Source organism: Brevundimonas sp. MYb52 (genome assembly GCF_002979535.1).
GTDB lineage: Bacteria > Pseudomonadota > Alphaproteobacteria > Caulobacterales > Caulobacteraceae > Brevundimonas.
In genome coordinates, this window is the sequence record NZ_PCPB01000010.1 from 44,603 (window position 1) to 59,805 (window position 15,203).

Consider the following 15,203-nt stretch of genomic DNA (forward strand, 5'->3'; position numbering starts at 1 on the left):
CCGATCACCGGAAGACCAGCGCCTAGTCCGCGCCGCCCTCTACCGCCCGACGCCGCACCGCTCTGGCTGCGAAGGTCGGCAGGACAAGGAGGGTCAGGGCCGTCGCGGTCAGCAGGCCGCCGATCACCACCGTCGCCAGCGGCTTCTGAACCTCGGCCCCCGCCCCGTGAGCAATGGCCATGGGGATGAAGCCGACGATGGCGACGAGAGCCGTCGTCAGCACCGCGCGAAGACGACTGGACGCCCCCTCGACAGCCGCGTCGCGTGGAGCCAATCCCGCCTGCAAGCGCTCGCGGATCGCCTGCATCAGGACCAGGCCGTTGAGCGTCGCCACCCCGGACACGGCGATGAAGCCCACCGCCGCCGAGACCGAGAAGGGCATGCCCCGCAGCAGCAGCGCCAGCGCCCCGCCGATCAGGGCCAGAGGCACGCAGGCGAACACCAGGCCGGCTTCCGAAAACGACCCCAAGGCCATGAACAGCAAGACCCCGATCAGGACGAAGACAATGGGGATGACCAGACCCAGACGTTGCTCGGCCCGCTTCAGGTTTTCAAACTGCCCGCCCCAGTCCAGACGAACGCCTGCCGGCAGCTGGATCTGATCGACCTGTTTCTGGGCGTCGGCGACAAAGCCGCCCAGATCGCGGCCCCGGACATTGGCCTGAACCACCATGCGACGACTTCCGTCGTGGCGGCTGATCTGGTTCGGCCCCTCGGCGGTCTGGATATGGGCCACCGACGACAGCGGCACGGTAACGCCGGTCGCGGAGACTATAGGCAGGGCCGCTAGCGCCGCCGGGTCGTTGCGCGTGTCCTCGGCCAGACGCACCACGACGTCGAAGCGACGGTCGCCCTCGAAGATCCGTCCCGCCTCGGCGCCGCCGACAGCCGCCGAAACCGCTTCCGACACATCCGCCGCCGACAGGCCGTAACTGGCCGCTGCGAACCGATCGACGCGGACCGTCAGGGTCGGCAGACCCGAGACCTGCTCCACCCGAACATCCGCCGCGCCCTGAGTGTCTCGCAGGGCGGTCGCTACCTGGTCAGCGACCTTCTGCATGACGGCGAAGTCCTCGCCATAGATCATGACCGCCAGGTCCGTGCGGACGCCCGAGATCAACTCGTTGAAGCGCAATTCGATCGGCTGGCTGAACTCGAAGCTGTTGCCGATCTGTTTGGACGCCGCCTCTTCAAAGCGGGCGATCAGGGCCTCTTTCTTGAGCCTGGGGTTCGGCCAGTCCTTGCGATCCTTCAGCACGATCACGCTGTCGGAGATGTTCGGCGGCATGGGATCGACGGCGGCCTCGGCGGTGCCGGTGCGCGAAAAGACGGTCTTGACCTCGGGTTGGGCGCGGATCGCCCGCTCCAGCGCCATCTGCATGGCCAGCGACTGCTCCAGCGAAGCCGAGGGCACGCGCAAGGCCTGCATGGCGACATCCCCCTCGTCCAGAGTCGGAATGAACTCCCGGCCCAGGGTGCTGAAGGCGACACCGCCGATGGCCAGAGCCCCGAGCGCCGACAGCAGGACGACCTTCGGCCGATCGACCGCCGCCCCGATGGCCGGCTGAATCCAGCGCCGCGCGTGGCGAAGCAGGAAGGTTTCATGCTCACGGGCCTGACCGCGCTCATCGACCTCGACCACCTTGGGATCGCGCACCAGCAAGGCCGTCATGGCCGGGACGAAGGTGAAGGAGAAGATGAAGGCCCCCACCAGGGCCAACATGACCGTCGCCCCCATCGGGATGAAGGTCTTGCCCTCGACCCCTTCCAGCATCAGCAGCGGCGTGAAGACCAGCAGGATGATCAACTGACCAAAGGCGGCCGGTTTGACCATCTGCCGCGCCGCCGCAACGGCGACGCCCAGCCGCTCGTTCCGGGTCAGCATCCGTCCGATCTCGGCACGGCGCTGGCTCAGTCTCAGAAGCGTGTTCTCGACCACCACGACCGCGCCGTCGACCAGAAGGCCGAAGTCCAGCGCCCCCAGGCTCATCAGGTTTCCGCTGATCCCGAAACGGTTCATGCCGATGACGGCGAACAGGAAGCTGATCGGGATCATCAGGGCTGCGATGGTCGCCGCCCGGATATTGCCGAGCAGCAGGAAGAGCACGACGATGACCAGAACCGCCCCTTCGGTCAGGTTGCGCGCCACCGTCGAGATGGTCGCGTTGACCAGGGCGCTGCGGTCCAGAACCGTCACGGCCTCGATCCCGGCGGGCAGGGTCTTGCGAACCTGCTCCAGACGTTCGCCCGCCGCCTGGGCCACGGTGCGGCTGTTGCCGCCCGCAATCATCAAGGCGGTGCCGAGGACGGCTTCGTGGCCGTCGCGGCTGGCCCCGCCCAGACGCGGCGCCTGGCCGATCTCGACCGTCGCCACGTCGGCGACCCGAACGACCAGACCATTGCGATTGACCACCGGCGCCTGGGCCAGATCATCGACCGTCGAGGCCAGAGCGTCGGTGCGCACCGTCAAGGCCTCGCCCGCGCGCTGGACATAACCCGCCCCCGCCTGGGCGTTGGCCCGATCCAGCGCCTGGATCAGGTCGCCCAGGCTCAGGCCATAGGCGGACAGGCGCGCCGGGTCCGGGCGCACCGCATACTCCTTCACGTAGCCGCCGACCGTATCGACCCCGGCCAGTCCGGGCGCCGTCCGCATCTGCGGCGCGACGATCCAGTCCTGCACCGTCCGCAGATAGGTGGCCCGCTGCTGCGGCGTGGTCAGCAAATCGCCCTCGGGCGTCAGATAGGCCCCGCCCGGCTGCCAGCCCGGCTGACCGGGCCTGGCCAGGTTGGCGCTGTTGAACGGCTTGTAGTCGACGGTCCACATCAGGACCTCGCCCAGACCCGTCGTGATCGGGGCCAATGCCGGTTCGACGCCTTCGGGCATGGTTTCGCGGGCCTGGGCCAGCCGCTCGGCCACCTGTTGACGGGCGAAATAGATGTCCGTCCGGTCGGTGAAGATGACCGTCACCTGGCTGAAACCGTTGCGGCTCAGGGACCGGGTCGAGGTCAGGCCGGGAATACCGGCCATGGCCGTTTCAATCGGATAGGTGACCTGGCGCTCGATCTGTTCCGGCGCCAGGGCCGGGGCGACGGTAGTCACCTGAACCTGGCGGTTGGTGATGTCGGGCACCGCGTCGATGGGCAGGCGCGTCAGTTCCAGCAGGCCGTAGGCCGCGACCAGGGCCGTGACCAGAACGACGAACCATCGGAGCCTGACCGACTGTTCGATGATGAATTTGAACATGGCGCGCCCCTAGTGACCGTGCTCGGCTTCGCCCTTGGCGAGCTCAGCCTTCAGCAGAAAGGCGTTGGCGCCGGCGACCCGTTCGGTTCCAGCCAAGCCGCGAAGGATTTCGGTGCGGCCCCCGGCCTGCCGCCCCGCCAGAACCGGCTGGGCCTGGAACCCGCCCGCGACCTGAACGAAGACGACCGCCCTGCCCTCGACGGTCTGCACCGCCTCGGTCGGGACGGTCAGACCGCCCACAGCCTCGCCGGTGACGATGGCGCCGGTGACCGCTGAACCGGCGGGCGGCAATCCTGCACCGTTCGGCCGCGCCCGGATCACAGTGGCCCCGCTGTTCAGATTCGCCCCGGCGGCGACGCCGGTGACGACGGCGTCGAAATCGCCCGCCGGACTGCTGACCCTCAGGGGCGAACCAGCCCGCACATGGGCGGCCAAGGTCGGCGGGGCGTTGAACACCAACTCGACGCGCGCCGGGTTGGCGACCTCGGCCACCACCCCGCCCTGGGCGACAAAGCCGCCCGGTCCGACCTGGACGTTGGTGACCACCCCGGCGATGGGACTGACGACATTGAGACGGCCCGAGGCGTTGGGCGAACCCGCCGCAACGGCGCGTGCGCGCGCCGCCCGCGCCGCGGCCTGGGCGCTGAGGGCCTGGGCGTGCGACACCTCGGCCTCGCGTTGCGACACGACGCCCTGTTCCGCCAGTTCCTCGTCGCGGCCATGCGCCTGTTCGGTGGCGATGTAGGCGGCCTCGGCGGCGTCGGCTTCGGCCCTCAGGCTGGCGGCGTCGCCGCTGACCAGCGAGACCAGGGGCTGGCCGATCCTGACCGTCTGGCCCGGCGCGACCAGAACACGCTCAACGCGACCGCCGACAGCGGCGGCGACGGCGGCGCGGGCGTCGATCATCGGTTCGACCCGTCCGGCCAGCCGCGTCTCGGCCCCGCCGCCCCGCCCGACGCCGACCACGACGACGCCCACGGCCTGGGCCTGGGCGGGATCTAGCGCGACAAAGCCCTCGGGGCCCTCGGTCTCGGCCTGGTCCGCTTCGTTCTCATTCTGGGCGGCTGCGCCTGTGACGGCGGGCGGCGCCTCGGACCACCCCGTCACCAGATAAAAACCGGCGCCGGCCAGGACGACGAACGCGGCCACGCCGCCGACCAGCAGCTTTTTGTCGGATGTGAGCTTCAGCATCATTGATCTCCCTGGAAGGGGGCGCGGCCGTCCTGGCGCGCAAGGTCGATTTCCGCCCGGACACGCGCCAGTCGCGCATCCACGGCGGTGGTTCTGGCGTTGACCAGGGCCGCGCGGGTCACGCGAAGCTCCAGTTGCGAGATACGTCCCGCCTCGAAGCCGATCCGCGACAGGCGATAGGCTTCCTCGGCCGAGGCGATCCCGGCGTCGGCGGCGCCGACCCGGCTGGCCGAGGCGGCCAGCCGGGCTCGGGCTGCGGCGCGATCCGCCTGAGCCTCTAGCCGCACAGCCGCCAACCTTGCCTCGGCGGCGCGGAACTCGGCCTGGGCGGCGTCGATATTGCCCCGGTTCCGGTCGAACAGCGGCAGGGGCATGCTGATCCCGAACGTCAGGGCTGTGGCGTCCTCGGCCTCATAGCGGCGCAGGCCCAGGCTGGCGTTGACGTCCGGCCGGGCACGAATGCGTTCGACGGTGATACGACGCTCGGCGGCGTCACGCCCGGCCTCAGCCACACGCACCGTCGGCGCGGCCGTCGGCGCCTCACGGGCCGCGCTGGGGGTTTGATCCAGAAGGCTGGCGTCGATCCCGGTCACAGGAACCGCCAGCATGGCGACGGCGGCGAGGCGTGCAAAGGCCGCATCCCGTTCGGCCTGAGCCTCATCGCGCGCGGCGCGGGCGGCGGCGGCTTCGCTTTCGCTCTGGATGCCGCGCAGCAAGGGCTCGCGCCCCTGCTCCACCAAAGCCAACGCCGCGCGCGCATCGGCGACGGTCAGGATCAGGCTCTCTTCGGCCAGTTCGGCCCGACGTTCGGCCGCCTCGGCTTCGGCGTAGATCAAGGCCAGACGCCCCGCGGCGTCCACGACCGCCAGGTCGCGTTGGCGCGCCGCCGCGCCGGCATCCGCCCGTGCGGCCTCGACCCGCGCGGCGCGTCGGCCCCACAGCTCCAGATCCTGACTGATCGACAGCGTGGCTTCAGCGTTTGCAGTCCCCGCATAGGGTCCTGTGCCGAAGAGGCTGTCAGCTTCTAACCCCAGCATCGGGTTGGGACGCACGCCGGCCTGGCGCACCCGCGCTTCAGCGGCCTGCGTCAGGGCGTCGGCTTCAAGCGTCGCCGGGGTCTGATCCAGCCGAGACAACAGTTCGGCGAACGAAGGCGCCGGGTCGGCCCAGGCGGAGCCAGCCGACAGGACCGCCCAGGCGGCCAGGGCGCAGCCGACCGCGACACGCGGCGGCCGGCGATAGGAGGGAGGCATGATTCATCTTTCAGAGGTTTGACACGAACATCAGCGCGCAGGGGCGCCGTCGTCGGGTCAGACTCTGGGCGGTCGCTTCAGGCCGTCGGGAGACACCGAGGTGGGGAAATCACTGGCGGGAAAGGCGTGGACCGGCCGCGCATGCGCCTGGACCGGCAGGCTATCGCCTGCGTCCGTTCGCGCTGTATTGTTGTGATGGCAATGGCCATGGGCGCAAACGCCGTGACCGCCCGCCTGCCCGCCGTGATCGCCGTCGCCCGCGTCATGATCGACCGAGGCGTGCGCCACAGGCGGTTCGGGCGCACAGGTCGCTGCATCAGCGATGGGGGCGAAGCAAAAGACGGCGGCGAGGAAGGCCACCGCCACAACCAGCTTCGTCCATGTCCCCATCGGCCAGGTCATGCGCCGCTGGATACTGTCCGCCCGAACGCGCGGCAATCTGTTATAAGGTTCATCTGCCGCGACGGATTGTCAAAACACAGCCCTCTGGACGCCGCTACTCAGATCGCATTCAAGGGCGTCTTCAGGAACCGACGCCCCGAGGAGGCGGAGGGCGGCAGAGCGCCGGCGCGAATATTGACCTGCAACGCCGTCAGAATCAGTTGCGGCGGGCTGAGCGTCGCGTCCCGCGCCTCGCGCAGGGCGACGAAGTCGTCTTCGGATCGCCCGCCGCCGATGTGGATATTCCCGGCCTTCTGCGCCCCGATGGTGGTTTCCCAGGCGAAGGTCTCGCGGCCCTGAGACAGGTAGTCATGGCCGACAAAGACCCGCGTGGCGTCCGGCAGGGCCAGCAGCTTCTGGATCGAGCGGTGCAGGGTTCGCGCGTCGCCGCCCGGAAAGTCGCAGCGCGCTGTGCCGTAGTCGGGCATGAACAGGGTGTCGCCGACGAAGACGGCGTCACCGATCCGGTAGCTGACGCAGGCGGGGGTATGGCCCGGCGTGTGCAGGACCTCGACCTCCAGTTCCCCCAAAAGGAAGCAGTCGCCGTCAGCGAAGGTCTGGTCAAAGACGCTGGCGTCCGGTGAGACGTCCGAAGCCTCGAACAGGTCGCCGAACGTCTTCTGCACCTGCTTGATATGCTCGCCTATGCCGATCGGCGCCCCGGTGCGGACGCGAATTTCATCGGCGCCCGTCAGGTGGTCGGCATGGGCATGGGTCTCCAGCACCCGGTCTAGACGCCACCCCTTTTCGGCGATCAGGGCCAGCAAGCGCTCGACCGATCCAGTCGAGGTGCGCGCCGCAGCGGAGTCGAAATCCAGCACAGGATCGATGATGGCCGCCGCCCCCTTCGTCGGATCAGCCACCACATAGCTGACGGTATGGGTCGCCGGATCGAACACCCCGACGACATGCGGCGAGTGCGGCGCGGACTGGATCATGCGGATCTCCTTCGGCCTTTTATTTATTAGGATTTGCTAATTTAGCAATACCTAATATACTGTCGCCATGACCACACTTGAAGCCATCGGATTGGACGCATTCCAGCGTAACGCCGCAGAGGCCGCGCGGCTGCTCAAATCCCTGTCGAACGAACATCGACTGATGCTGCTGTGCCAACTCGGCGAAGGTGAACAGCAGGTGTCCCAACTGCAGACGGGGCTATCTCAATCCGCCCTGTCCCAGCATCTGGCTCGGCTGCGGGAGGATGGTCTGGTGGCGACGCGGCGCGACGGCACCGCTGTCTTCTATCGCATCGCCGATCCCGCCGCGCTCAGCGTAATCGCCGTCCTCGCCCAGATCTATTGCCCCCCGCCCGCCTGAAAGACTCGACCATGACCGCCCCTGCCCTTCTGTCGCCCGCCGAAGTCGCCGCTCGCTTGAAGTCCGGCGCCGTGCGCCTGATCGACATCCGCGAGCCGGACGAGTTCAGCCGCGCCCACGTCCTCGGCGCCCTGCCCGCGCCTCTCTCGGTCTTCGACGAGACGCCGCTGGCTGTCGCGCCCGACCAGGCCGTTGTCTTCATGTGCCGCACAGGTCATCGCACCGGCATGAACGGCGCGCGCCTGGCCGAGCGCTTCAGCGGCCCGACCTATGTCCTGGACGGCGGCCTGGACGCCTGGAGAAGGGCCGGCCTGCCCGTCCGCGCCGACGCCAAGGCCCCTCTGGAACTGATGCGGCAGGTGCAGATGGCCGCCGGGGGTCTGATCCTGACCGGCGCCCTGCTGGGGAGCTTGGTCCACCCCGGCTTCTGGGGTCTCAGCGCCCTTGTCGGCGTCGGCCTGTTCGTGGCGGGGGCCACGGGGTTCTGCGGCATGGCCCGCCTGCTGGCGCTCGCCCCCTGGAACCAGCCGCGACCCCGCTGACCCAGCGCCCCGAGGCTGGAGGGTCTGGCGTCTAGGCCACAGATCCTGCGGAAATAAATGTTTCCCGTCCCAAAGAGGAACACCGGCGTTCGGTGGCCGTTTGGCCCCGCGGAGGAGCGCCGGATATGTATTTGGCGAAGGAGGGGCGCTGCGCGGCTGGAGGGCCGCCGTCGCGCCGCAAAGCGTGCAAGCGATGACGTCGCGAACCCTCAGCGTGCGACGCAGCCTGACCGTGCCTGCGGACACGCCGACCTTGCGCCTGCTCAACACCGCCGCACGGCTATCCGACGAAGAACGCGCCCTGGTGCGACGCCTATGCGTCTTTCAGGAAGTCATCGCCGCCGGAGACCCGTTCACCGCCGAGGGACGGGCGGTGACGCCGCGCCTGATCCTGAGCGGCTGGGCCTGCCGCCAACGCGTTCTGGCCGACGGTCAACGTCAGATCTTCAGCTTCCTTCTGCCGGGCGACGGCGTGGGACTGAGTTCCGAGCCCCGCCCCCTGGATGAAGCAGCCACCGTCGCCCTGACCCGGGTGGAATGCGTCGACGCCGTCATGTTGCGAGAAATCCTGGCGCTGCAGGACCCGCGCCACGACCGACTACGCCGGGCCCTGATCGCCGCCCGTCGCTATGAAGACATCTGCCTGCTGAACCACGTGGTCCGGCTGGGGCGACAGTCCGCCGTGGCCCGCTTGGCGCACCTGTTACTCGAGTTGCGCGACCGGCTGCACCGCGCCGGCCTGTGCAGCCACGACCGGATGCATCTGCCGCTGACGCAGGAGGCGCTGGCCGACGCCCTGGGCCTCAGCCTGGTGCACGTCAGCCGCACCCTGGGCCAGATGAAACGCAATCGATTGATCGCCATGCAGAACGGCTGGCTGACCCTTCTGGACGAATCCTACCTGCGCGCCGCCTGCGACTATGGCGGCGACTTTCCCGTCCTTCATTGACCCACAACCGTATGAGAGAGAGCGCGTCATGACCCAGCATCGTCCTTCGCCTCGGCAGCGCGACTTGCGCGGCGCTCGTCGAAAGGGTCCCAGAGCCGGTCTGCTGCTGGCGTCGGTCGCCGCGGCGGCCTTGCTCAGCCCCGGCCTCGCCCTGGCCCAGGACGACGATCTGGCTGCGCGCGTGGCGCGGCTGGAGGCCTTGGTTCTGGACCAGCAGAAACGCATCGAGGCCCAGGACGCGCTCTTGGCCCAACGCGCAGCGGGGGTCGCGCCGCCCGCCGACGTCGCCGAGTCCGGCATCGACCCGCGCTGGCGGTTCCAGTCCGACGCCTCACGCCCCTTCGCCGACACAGAGATGGCCGCCTTGCGCGCCGGTCAGGCGACTGGCCAGGCCGGCGCTCAGCCGCAGACCGCCCCCGCGCCGGCCGGCGCCCCGCCGGTCGAGCCGCCCCTGCTGCAGGCTCGCCGCGAACAGTTGGCCGCCATACCCGAGGGCATCGCGGTTCTGACACGGCCTGGCAAACTGACCCTGGATGTGTCCACCGAATACACGCGCTCCAGCGCCAATCGCCTGGTGTTCCGGGGCATCGAGATCGTGCCCGGCGTCCAGATCGGCGTGATCGAGGCCAACGAGGCCGATCGCGACACGGGCGTGGCGACCATCGCCGCCAAATACGGCGTAACCTCCCGCATGGAGGTCGAACTGCGGGCGCCCTACGTCTGGCGCAACGACACCATCACCACCGTCCAGCAGCGTGACGAAGCCGTCACCCGCACCATCGACCTGAGCGGCGACGGCATCGGCGATGTCGAGGGCGCCGTCCGCTATCAGATCAACGGCGGCGAGCGCGGGCGCCCCATTTTCATCGCCGGCCTGAGGGTCAAGAGCAACACCGGCGAAGGTCCCTTCGACATCCCGCGTGATGAGTTCGGCGTGGCGTCCCGGTTGGCCACCGGCTCCGGCTTCTGGGGCGTGGAATCCAGCGTCAGCTTCCTCTACCCCAGCGATCCGGCGGTGATCTTCGGCAGCCTCAGCTACTTCGCCCACCTGCCCAAGGACATCAACAAGACCGAGGGCGAGGTGCTGATCGGCGAGGTCGATCCTGGCGACGCCATCGGCATGTCGATCGGTTTCGGCTTCTCGCTCAATCCCAAGTTCTCATTCTCGTTGGGCTACAAGCACAGCTACATCCGGCCGACCACCAGCGAGTTGAACGACCTGACGGAAAAGTCCGACGACCTGCAGGTCGGCGCCCTGCAGTTCGGCATGTCCTACCTGCTGACCGACCGCTTCAGCCTGAACGGCAATTTCGAGTTCGGGGTGACGGAAGATGCGCCAGACATGCGGTTCGTGCTGCGCCTGCCGATCATCTTCTAGGTCATGGCGGCGCGAAGGCTTCCGACGTAGTCGGAGGCCTTCAGCGGCCAAGCGAGCCGACGAGGGAGGTATTGAGATCGTAGGTCAGTTGGGCCGCCCGCGCATGGGCGCTGCTTGAGGCCTGCATCGTCGCCAGATCCGGCAGATAGAGATTCAACTCCATATCCTGACGCAGGTCACGATTGCTGGCGTTGTTGACGATCAGGTTCTGCAACTGGCCGGACGTCACATTATGGATCAGGGCCGTCGCGCCGTCACCGCTGACCAGAGCCACGCCGCCGCTGGTCCCGCCGAGATTTCTGAGATCTATGCCGCTGTTCAGCAAGGAGGTCAGAGCCGAGGCTAGGTCAGTCATGCCCGGCACATCACCGCGCGTCTGTTCCGTGGCCGGCCCGGTCGGCGTCCAGGTCATTCGGGTCTCCAAGGCCAACCGATCATCAACATAGGAGCGAATGACCACGCCGAAGCCGAAGGTGAAGCCGTTGGTCGTCAGAAACCCGCCACGCAGCCCTGACAACTCTTCATCGGACAGAGCCTGTGGCCCCGTCGGCGTCAGCGCCGCAGCTGGCGAGGTCTGTTCCACATACAACTGCGCCAGAGACGTCTGCGCCAGGAAGGCCTGCGCCGACGCCGAAGACACCACGAAGGCCGGCGCCAAGGCTGTCAGAGTGAATAAGAGAAGGGAACGAACACGTCGCATGATCGTCACCGCAAATAGGGATCAATAGGGAAACGTGTGGTGATCTGGTAGAGCGGCGGCAGTTCGCGCGTCAGCTCAGCCAGGGAATGATTGGGCAGGGCCTGCGCCGGCCGCGACCGGTTCCAGGGCGTCCATTCCGACGCCTCATTGAAGCTATCCGCCGGTTCACGCACCACGAAGGCGATGCCGTTCCACATGGATATGAACTGTTCGCGGCTGTAGATCTTCAGCCCCAGGGCCGGATCGCCGATCAGGACGCGATCAGCGTCGTTCCCCTTGAAGACGACAAAATGCTTATAGCCGGCCGTGTCGATCATCACGATCGCCGGCCGGTTCATACTGGCCAGGTTCTCCAGCGTCAGTCGGTAGCCATCCGCCTGATAGCCGTTGGTTTCAAGAAATTGCTTGATGTCGAGCAGGGAGAAGCCAACTCGCCGGATCACGTCCTGATCGCCGGCGGCGTACATGGCGCGGAAGATCTGTTCCTCACCCACTTCTCGATCATAGTGATAGCGTAGCAGGGTCGCCAGCGCCGCCGAGCCGCAACTGAAGTCATAGCGTTGTCGCACCACGGTGCGGAACGGAATATCGCGATAGCTGACCACGCTGACCCGCGCCGGCGCCGGCCCGCTGCTGAGAAGCACATCGGCGCCCGCAGGCGCCGCACAGAACCAGGTCGCACACAGAGCCGCGGCCGAAAGGCCGAGGCCCTTGTGAAAGCGAAAGCCGCTGCGTGTCACGGCGTCGGACTCGTGGTCACGATATTGATCGTGATGGCGCCCTGGAGATTGTTGTTATGGCCCGTGTTCATCACGAAGTTGCCGACACCACTATAGCCTGCGAAGGCGTTGGCGCCGATGGAGATGGAACCCGACCCCACGGTGTTGGCGGTGACGCTATTGCCGCTGTTCGTGGCCTTGAGCAGTTGATCACTGGCGACAAGGACATTGACGCCCTCGCGCGCGTTCAAATCATGAAGTTCCGCCAGGTCCAGGGGCTGCATCGCCAACGGCGCCGATGCCGATGCGCTCTGCGGTTCGGCGGGCGAAAGAACTTGCGGCGGCGGGGCAGGATCCGAGCCGGCGAACAACAGCGCGGCTGTAATAAGGATTAGCATTGGCTTCCTCCCGAAAGAAATCGGCGGCCGGTCAAACCGGCCGCCGACAGAACGCTTAACCGCCGTTGCCGAACGTGATGTTGGCGTTGGCGGCGACAGCCGTAGCAGCCTGACCGACCGAAGCCTGGCCGGTGATGTTGCTGACGGTCTGAATGCCCGCGAAGCCGGCGAATGCGCCGCCGTTTTGGTTGATGTCGCCGCTGCGGATGCGGCCGTTTTGCGGGCCGTCGCCGCCTTCGGACAGGTCGAAGCTCAGATCACTGACGTTGGCCGCCAGCGACTGGTTGCTCAGCGACACCCGCCAGGTCGAGTTGTCATTGAACGAGTCGGTAATGCCGACATGGGTCGAGTTGTCGGAGTTATCGTTGAACGAGTCAGCGATATCGACAGCCAGATCCAGGTTGGTGTTGGTCGAGTTGTCCGTATTGGTGGAGTTGTTGGAATTGTCGTTGAACGAGTCCGCGATATCCACGGCCAGGTCCGTCGAGTTATCCATGTTGGTCGAGTTGTCGTTGCCCGAGTCAGCGATATTGGTCGAGTTGTCGTTGAACGAGTCGCTCACGCCAAGGTCGAGATCGGTGTTGGTGGAGTTGTTGGAATTGTCGTTCAGTGAATCGGAAATGCCGACATCAAGGTCGGTATTGGTCGAGTTGTTCGAGTTGTCATTCAGCGAGTCATTGACGCCGAGATTGGTCGAATTATCTGAATTGTCATTCAGGGAGTCTGCAATCCCCACGTCCAGATCAGTGCTGTTGTAGGAATCGGTCGCGTTGGTGTTGCCACCCACGCCGCCGTTGGGCCCGCTCGAAGTGGTTTGGGCCTGGGTCACGGTTGCAAACGCCAGCACCCCCGCCAGGACAGCCGCCGAAGTCATCAATTTGGCACGCATATCTTTAGCCTCCAGATCAAAATGGATACGGAGGTTCCTCCACCTCCGGACAACCCAATCGCCCTGAGACCTCGTCGTTCCGACTTCGCCCGATAGGCGAACCGCCCCGAAATGAGACGCTTTTTAGCCATTCACAGGGCGTGACACGTCATTTGTTATAGTCACCTGGATCGCCGGTTTTGAGATCGGATCATTTGATCAGACGACCACCCGGAATAAACTCTCGCGATCTGGTCTCTTCTTTCGCTGTCGACCTTCGCGCCCTGCGCATGGCGTTCCAGCGCTGCGGATGCTAAGCGCGCGGACCATGACGACGCCCCCTATCGAACGCATCCGCAATTTCTCGGTGGTCGCCCACATCGACCACGGCAAGTCCACGCTGTCGGACCGGCTGATTCAGCACACCGGCGGCCTGACCGCGCGCGAAATGTCGGCTCAAGTCCTTGATAATATGGACATCGAGAAGGAGCGCGGCATCACTATCAAGGCGCAGACCGTGCGCCTGCACTACAAGGCCCAGGACGGGCTGGACTATGTGCTGAACCTGATGGACACGCCGGGGCACGTCGACTTCGCCTATGAGGTGTCGCGTTCGCTGGCTGCGTGCGAAGGCTCGCTGCTGGTGGTCGATGCGTCGCAAGGCGTCGAGGCCCAGACCCTGGCCAACGTCTATCAGGCCATCGACAACAACCACGAGATCGTGCCGGTCCTGAACAAGATCGACCTGCCCGCCGCCGAACCCGAGCGCGTGCGCAGCCAGATAGAGGACGTCATCGGCATCGACGCCTCGGACGCCGTCATGGCCTCGGCCAAGTCAGGCATCGGCATCGAGGACGTGCTGGAGGCCATCGTCACCCGCCTGCCGGCGCCCAAGGGGGACGTCAATGCGCCGCTGAAGGCCATGCTGGTCGACGCCTGGTACGACCCCTACCTGGGCGTGGTCCTGCTGGTGCGCGTCTTCGACGGCGTGCTGAAGGCCGGCCAGCGGGTGCAGATGATGCAGTCGGGTTCGACCCATCTGGTCGACCGCGTCGGCGTCTTCCTGCCCAAGAACACCCCGGTCGATCAGCTTGGCCCGGGCGAGGTCGGCTTCATCACCGCCCAGATCAAGGAAGTGGCCCACGCCGCCGTCGGCGACACCATCACCGACGAGAAGAAGCCGACCGCCGAACCGCTTAAGGGCTTCAAGGAAGTCCAGTCGGTGGTCTTCTGCGGCCTGTTCCCGGTGGACGCCGCCGACTTCGAGGACCTGCGCGCCGCCATCGGCAAGCTGCGTCTGAACGACGCCAGCTTCACCTTCGAAATGGAATCCAGCGCGGCCCTCGGCTTCGGTTTCCGCTGCGGCTTCCTCGGCCTGCTGCACCTGGAGATCATCCAGGAGCGCCTGAGCCGCGAGTTCAACCTGGACCTGATCGCGACGGCCCCCTCGGTCGTCTACAAGATCGGCAAGCGCGACGGCACCGAGATCGACCTGCACAACCCGGCCGACCTGCCCGACGTCATGCAGATCGAGACCATCAGCGAGCCGTGGATCAAGGCCACCATCCTGACCCCCGACGAATATCTGGGCGGCGTCATCAAGCTGTGTCAGGACCGTCGCGGCACCCAGATCGAGCTGTCCTACGTCGGCAGCCGCGCCCTGGTGGTCTATGAGCTGCCGCTGAACGAGGTGGTCTTCGACTTCTACGACCGCCTGAAGTCGATCTCGAAGGGCTACGCCTCGTTCGACTATGAACTGACGGACTACAAGGTCGGCGATCTGGTCAAGATGAGCATCCTGGTCAACGCCGAGCCGGTCGACGCCCTGTCGATGCTGGTTCACCGCGGCCGCGCCGAGACGCGCGGACGCGGCATGGTCGAGAAGATGAAGGAGCTGATCCCGCCCCACATGTTCGTTATCCCGATCCAGGCGGCCATCGGCGGCAAGATCATCGCCCGCGAAACCGTCCGCGCCCTGCGCAAGGACGTGACGTCGAAATGCTATGGCGGCGACGCCACCCGCAAGAAGAAGCTGCTGGAGAAGCAGAAGGCCGGCAAGAAGCGGATGCGCCAGTTCGGCAAGGTCGAGATCCCGCAGGAAGCCTTCATCGCGGCCCTGAAGATGGACGAGGATTGATCCTCGCCGCAGACGGCTGAATCTTAAAAGGGCGGAAGGCGCGAGCTTTCCGCCCTTTTTGCA

At 66.5% G+C, this 15,203-nt stretch carries 14 protein-coding genes; 5 read left to right on the forward strand and 9 right to left on the reverse strand.

What is annotated here, in order from left to right:
- Window positions 1-22 precede the first annotated feature (22 nt).
- The 5 genes from CQ039_RS11605 to CQ039_RS11625 form a co-directional block, all read right to left on the reverse strand.
- Window positions 23-3,244 carry an efflux RND transporter permease subunit gene (locus CQ039_RS11605; protein WP_105562489.1) on the reverse strand — a complete coding sequence of 1,074 codons (3,222 nt, stop codon included), beginning with the start codon at window positions 3,242-3,244 and terminating at the stop codon, window positions 23-25.
- Between the two features lie 9 nt (window positions 3,245-3,253).
- Window positions 3,254-4,435, reverse strand: coding sequence for an efflux RND transporter periplasmic adaptor subunit (locus CQ039_RS11610; RefSeq protein WP_105562490.1), 1,182 nt, complete (start codon window positions 4,433-4,435; stop codon window positions 3,254-3,256).
- The gene (locus CQ039_RS11615; RefSeq protein ID WP_105562491.1) at window positions 4,435-5,688 is read right to left on the reverse strand and encodes a TolC family protein; all 1,254 of its coding nucleotides are present in this window, start codon (window positions 5,686-5,688) and stop codon (window positions 4,435-4,437) included. The genes CQ039_RS11610 and CQ039_RS11615 overlap by 1 nt, the downstream gene beginning before the upstream one ends.
- A gap of 57 nt (window positions 5,689-5,745) precedes the next feature.
- Entirely contained in the window at window positions 5,746-6,090 is a 345-nt protein-coding gene (locus tag CQ039_RS11620; RefSeq protein ID WP_233194708.1) for a hypothetical protein, read from the reverse strand.
- A gap of 98 nt (window positions 6,091-6,188) precedes the next feature.
- Window positions 6,189-7,067, reverse strand: a complete 879-nt coding sequence (locus tag CQ039_RS11625) for an MBL fold metallo-hydrolase (RefSeq protein ID WP_105562492.1) — start codon at window positions 7,065-7,067, stop codon at window positions 6,189-6,191.
- A gap of 67 nt (window positions 7,068-7,134) precedes the next feature.
- Here CQ039_RS11625 and CQ039_RS11630 point away from each other — a divergent pair, with 67 nt between their 5' ends.
- The 4 genes from CQ039_RS11630 (at window position 7,135) to CQ039_RS11645 (ending at window position 10,318) form a co-directional block, all read left to right on the forward strand.
- Window positions 7,135-7,449, forward strand: a complete 315-nt coding sequence (locus CQ039_RS11630; protein WP_105562493.1) for a helix-turn-helix transcriptional regulator — start codon at window positions 7,135-7,137, stop codon at window positions 7,447-7,449.
- 11 nt (window positions 7,450-7,460) lie between these two features.
- Window positions 7,461-7,991 (forward strand): rhodanese family protein, encoded by a 531-nt coding sequence (locus tag CQ039_RS11635; RefSeq protein ID WP_105562494.1) that lies wholly within the window; start codon window positions 7,461-7,463, stop codon window positions 7,989-7,991.
- 193 nt (window positions 7,992-8,184) lie between these two features.
- Window positions 8,185-8,940: a Crp/Fnr family transcriptional regulator gene (locus tag CQ039_RS11640; RefSeq protein WP_105562495.1), complete on the forward strand. Its 756-nt coding sequence runs from the start codon at window positions 8,185-8,187 to the stop codon at window positions 8,938-8,940.
- Between the two features lie 28 nt (window positions 8,941-8,968).
- Window positions 8,969-10,318 (forward strand): transporter, encoded by a 1,350-nt coding sequence (locus CQ039_RS11645; RefSeq protein ID WP_233190143.1) that lies wholly within the window; start codon window positions 8,969-8,971, stop codon window positions 10,316-10,318.
- Window positions 10,319-10,358: 40 nt separating this feature from the next.
- Here the strand turns inward: CQ039_RS11645 and CQ039_RS11650 are convergent, their stop codons facing one another.
- The 4 genes from CQ039_RS11650 to CQ039_RS11665 form a co-directional block, all read right to left on the reverse strand.
- On the reverse strand, window positions 10,359-10,976 hold the full coding sequence (locus CQ039_RS11650) for a hypothetical protein (protein ID WP_105562496.1): 618 nt from the start codon (window positions 10,974-10,976) through the stop codon (window positions 10,359-10,361).
- A 47-nt stretch (window positions 10,977-11,023) separates the two neighbouring features.
- On the reverse strand, window positions 11,024-11,662 hold the full coding sequence (locus tag CQ039_RS11655) for a C39 family peptidase (protein ID WP_158255986.1): 639 nt from the start codon (window positions 11,660-11,662) through the stop codon (window positions 11,024-11,026).
- A 92-nt stretch (window positions 11,663-11,754) separates the two neighbouring features.
- Complete coding sequence (locus CQ039_RS11660) at window positions 11,755-12,135, reverse strand: hypothetical protein (RefSeq protein WP_146112096.1); 381 nt, start codon at window positions 12,133-12,135, stop codon at window positions 11,755-11,757.
- A gap of 55 nt (window positions 12,136-12,190) precedes the next feature.
- Complete coding sequence (locus tag CQ039_RS11665; RefSeq protein ID WP_105568009.1) at window positions 12,191-13,024, reverse strand: hypothetical protein; 834 nt, start codon at window positions 13,022-13,024, stop codon at window positions 12,191-12,193.
- Window positions 13,025-13,331: 307 nt separating this feature from the next.
- On the opposite strand from CQ039_RS11665, the gene lepA reads away from it, so the two are divergent.
- Entirely contained in the window at window positions 13,332-15,140 is a 1,809-nt protein-coding gene (gene lepA / locus CQ039_RS11670; RefSeq protein ID WP_105562500.1) for a translation elongation factor 4, read from the forward strand.
- Window positions 15,141-15,203 lie beyond the last annotated feature (63 nt).

Coding starts and splice junctions, on each gene's coding strand:
- CQ039_RS11605 (WP_105562489.1), bottom strand. CDS start 3,244: ATGTTCAAATTCATCATCGAACAGTCGGTCAGGCTCCGATGGTTCGTC.
- CQ039_RS11645 (WP_233190143.1), top strand. CDS start 8,969: ATGACCCAGCATCGTCCTTCGCCTCGGCAGCGCGACTTGCGCGGCGCT.
- lepA (WP_105562500.1), top strand. CDS start 13,332: ATGACGACGCCCCCTATCGAACGCATCCGCAATTTCTCGGTGGTCGCC.
- CQ039_RS11665 (WP_105568009.1), bottom strand. CDS start 13,024: ATGCGTGCCAAATTGATGACTTCGGCGGCTGTCCTGGCGGGGGTGCTG.
- CQ039_RS11660 (WP_146112096.1), bottom strand. CDS start 12,135: ATGCTAATCCTTATTACAGCCGCGCTGTTGTTCGCCGGCTCGGATCCT.
- CQ039_RS11635 (WP_105562494.1), top strand. CDS start 7,461: ATGACCGCCCCTGCCCTTCTGTCGCCCGCCGAAGTCGCCGCTCGCTTG.
- CQ039_RS11610 (WP_105562490.1), bottom strand. CDS start 4,435: ATGCTGAAGCTCACATCCGACAAAAAGCTGCTGGTCGGCGGCGTGGCC.
- CQ039_RS11640 (WP_105562495.1), top strand. CDS start 8,185: ATGACGTCGCGAACCCTCAGCGTGCGACGCAGCCTGACCGTGCCTGCG.
- CQ039_RS11615 (WP_105562491.1), bottom strand. CDS start 5,688: ATGCCTCCCTCCTATCGCCGGCCGCCGCGTGTCGCGGTCGGCTGCGCC.
- CQ039_RS11630 (WP_105562493.1), top strand. CDS start 7,135: ATGACCACACTTGAAGCCATCGGATTGGACGCATTCCAGCGTAACGCC.
- CQ039_RS11625 (WP_105562492.1), bottom strand. CDS start 7,067: ATGATCCAGTCCGCGCCGCACTCGCCGCATGTCGTCGGGGTGTTCGAT.
- CQ039_RS11620 (WP_233194708.1), bottom strand. CDS start 6,090: ATGACCTGGCCGATGGGGACATGGACGAAGCTGGTTGTGGCGGTGGCC.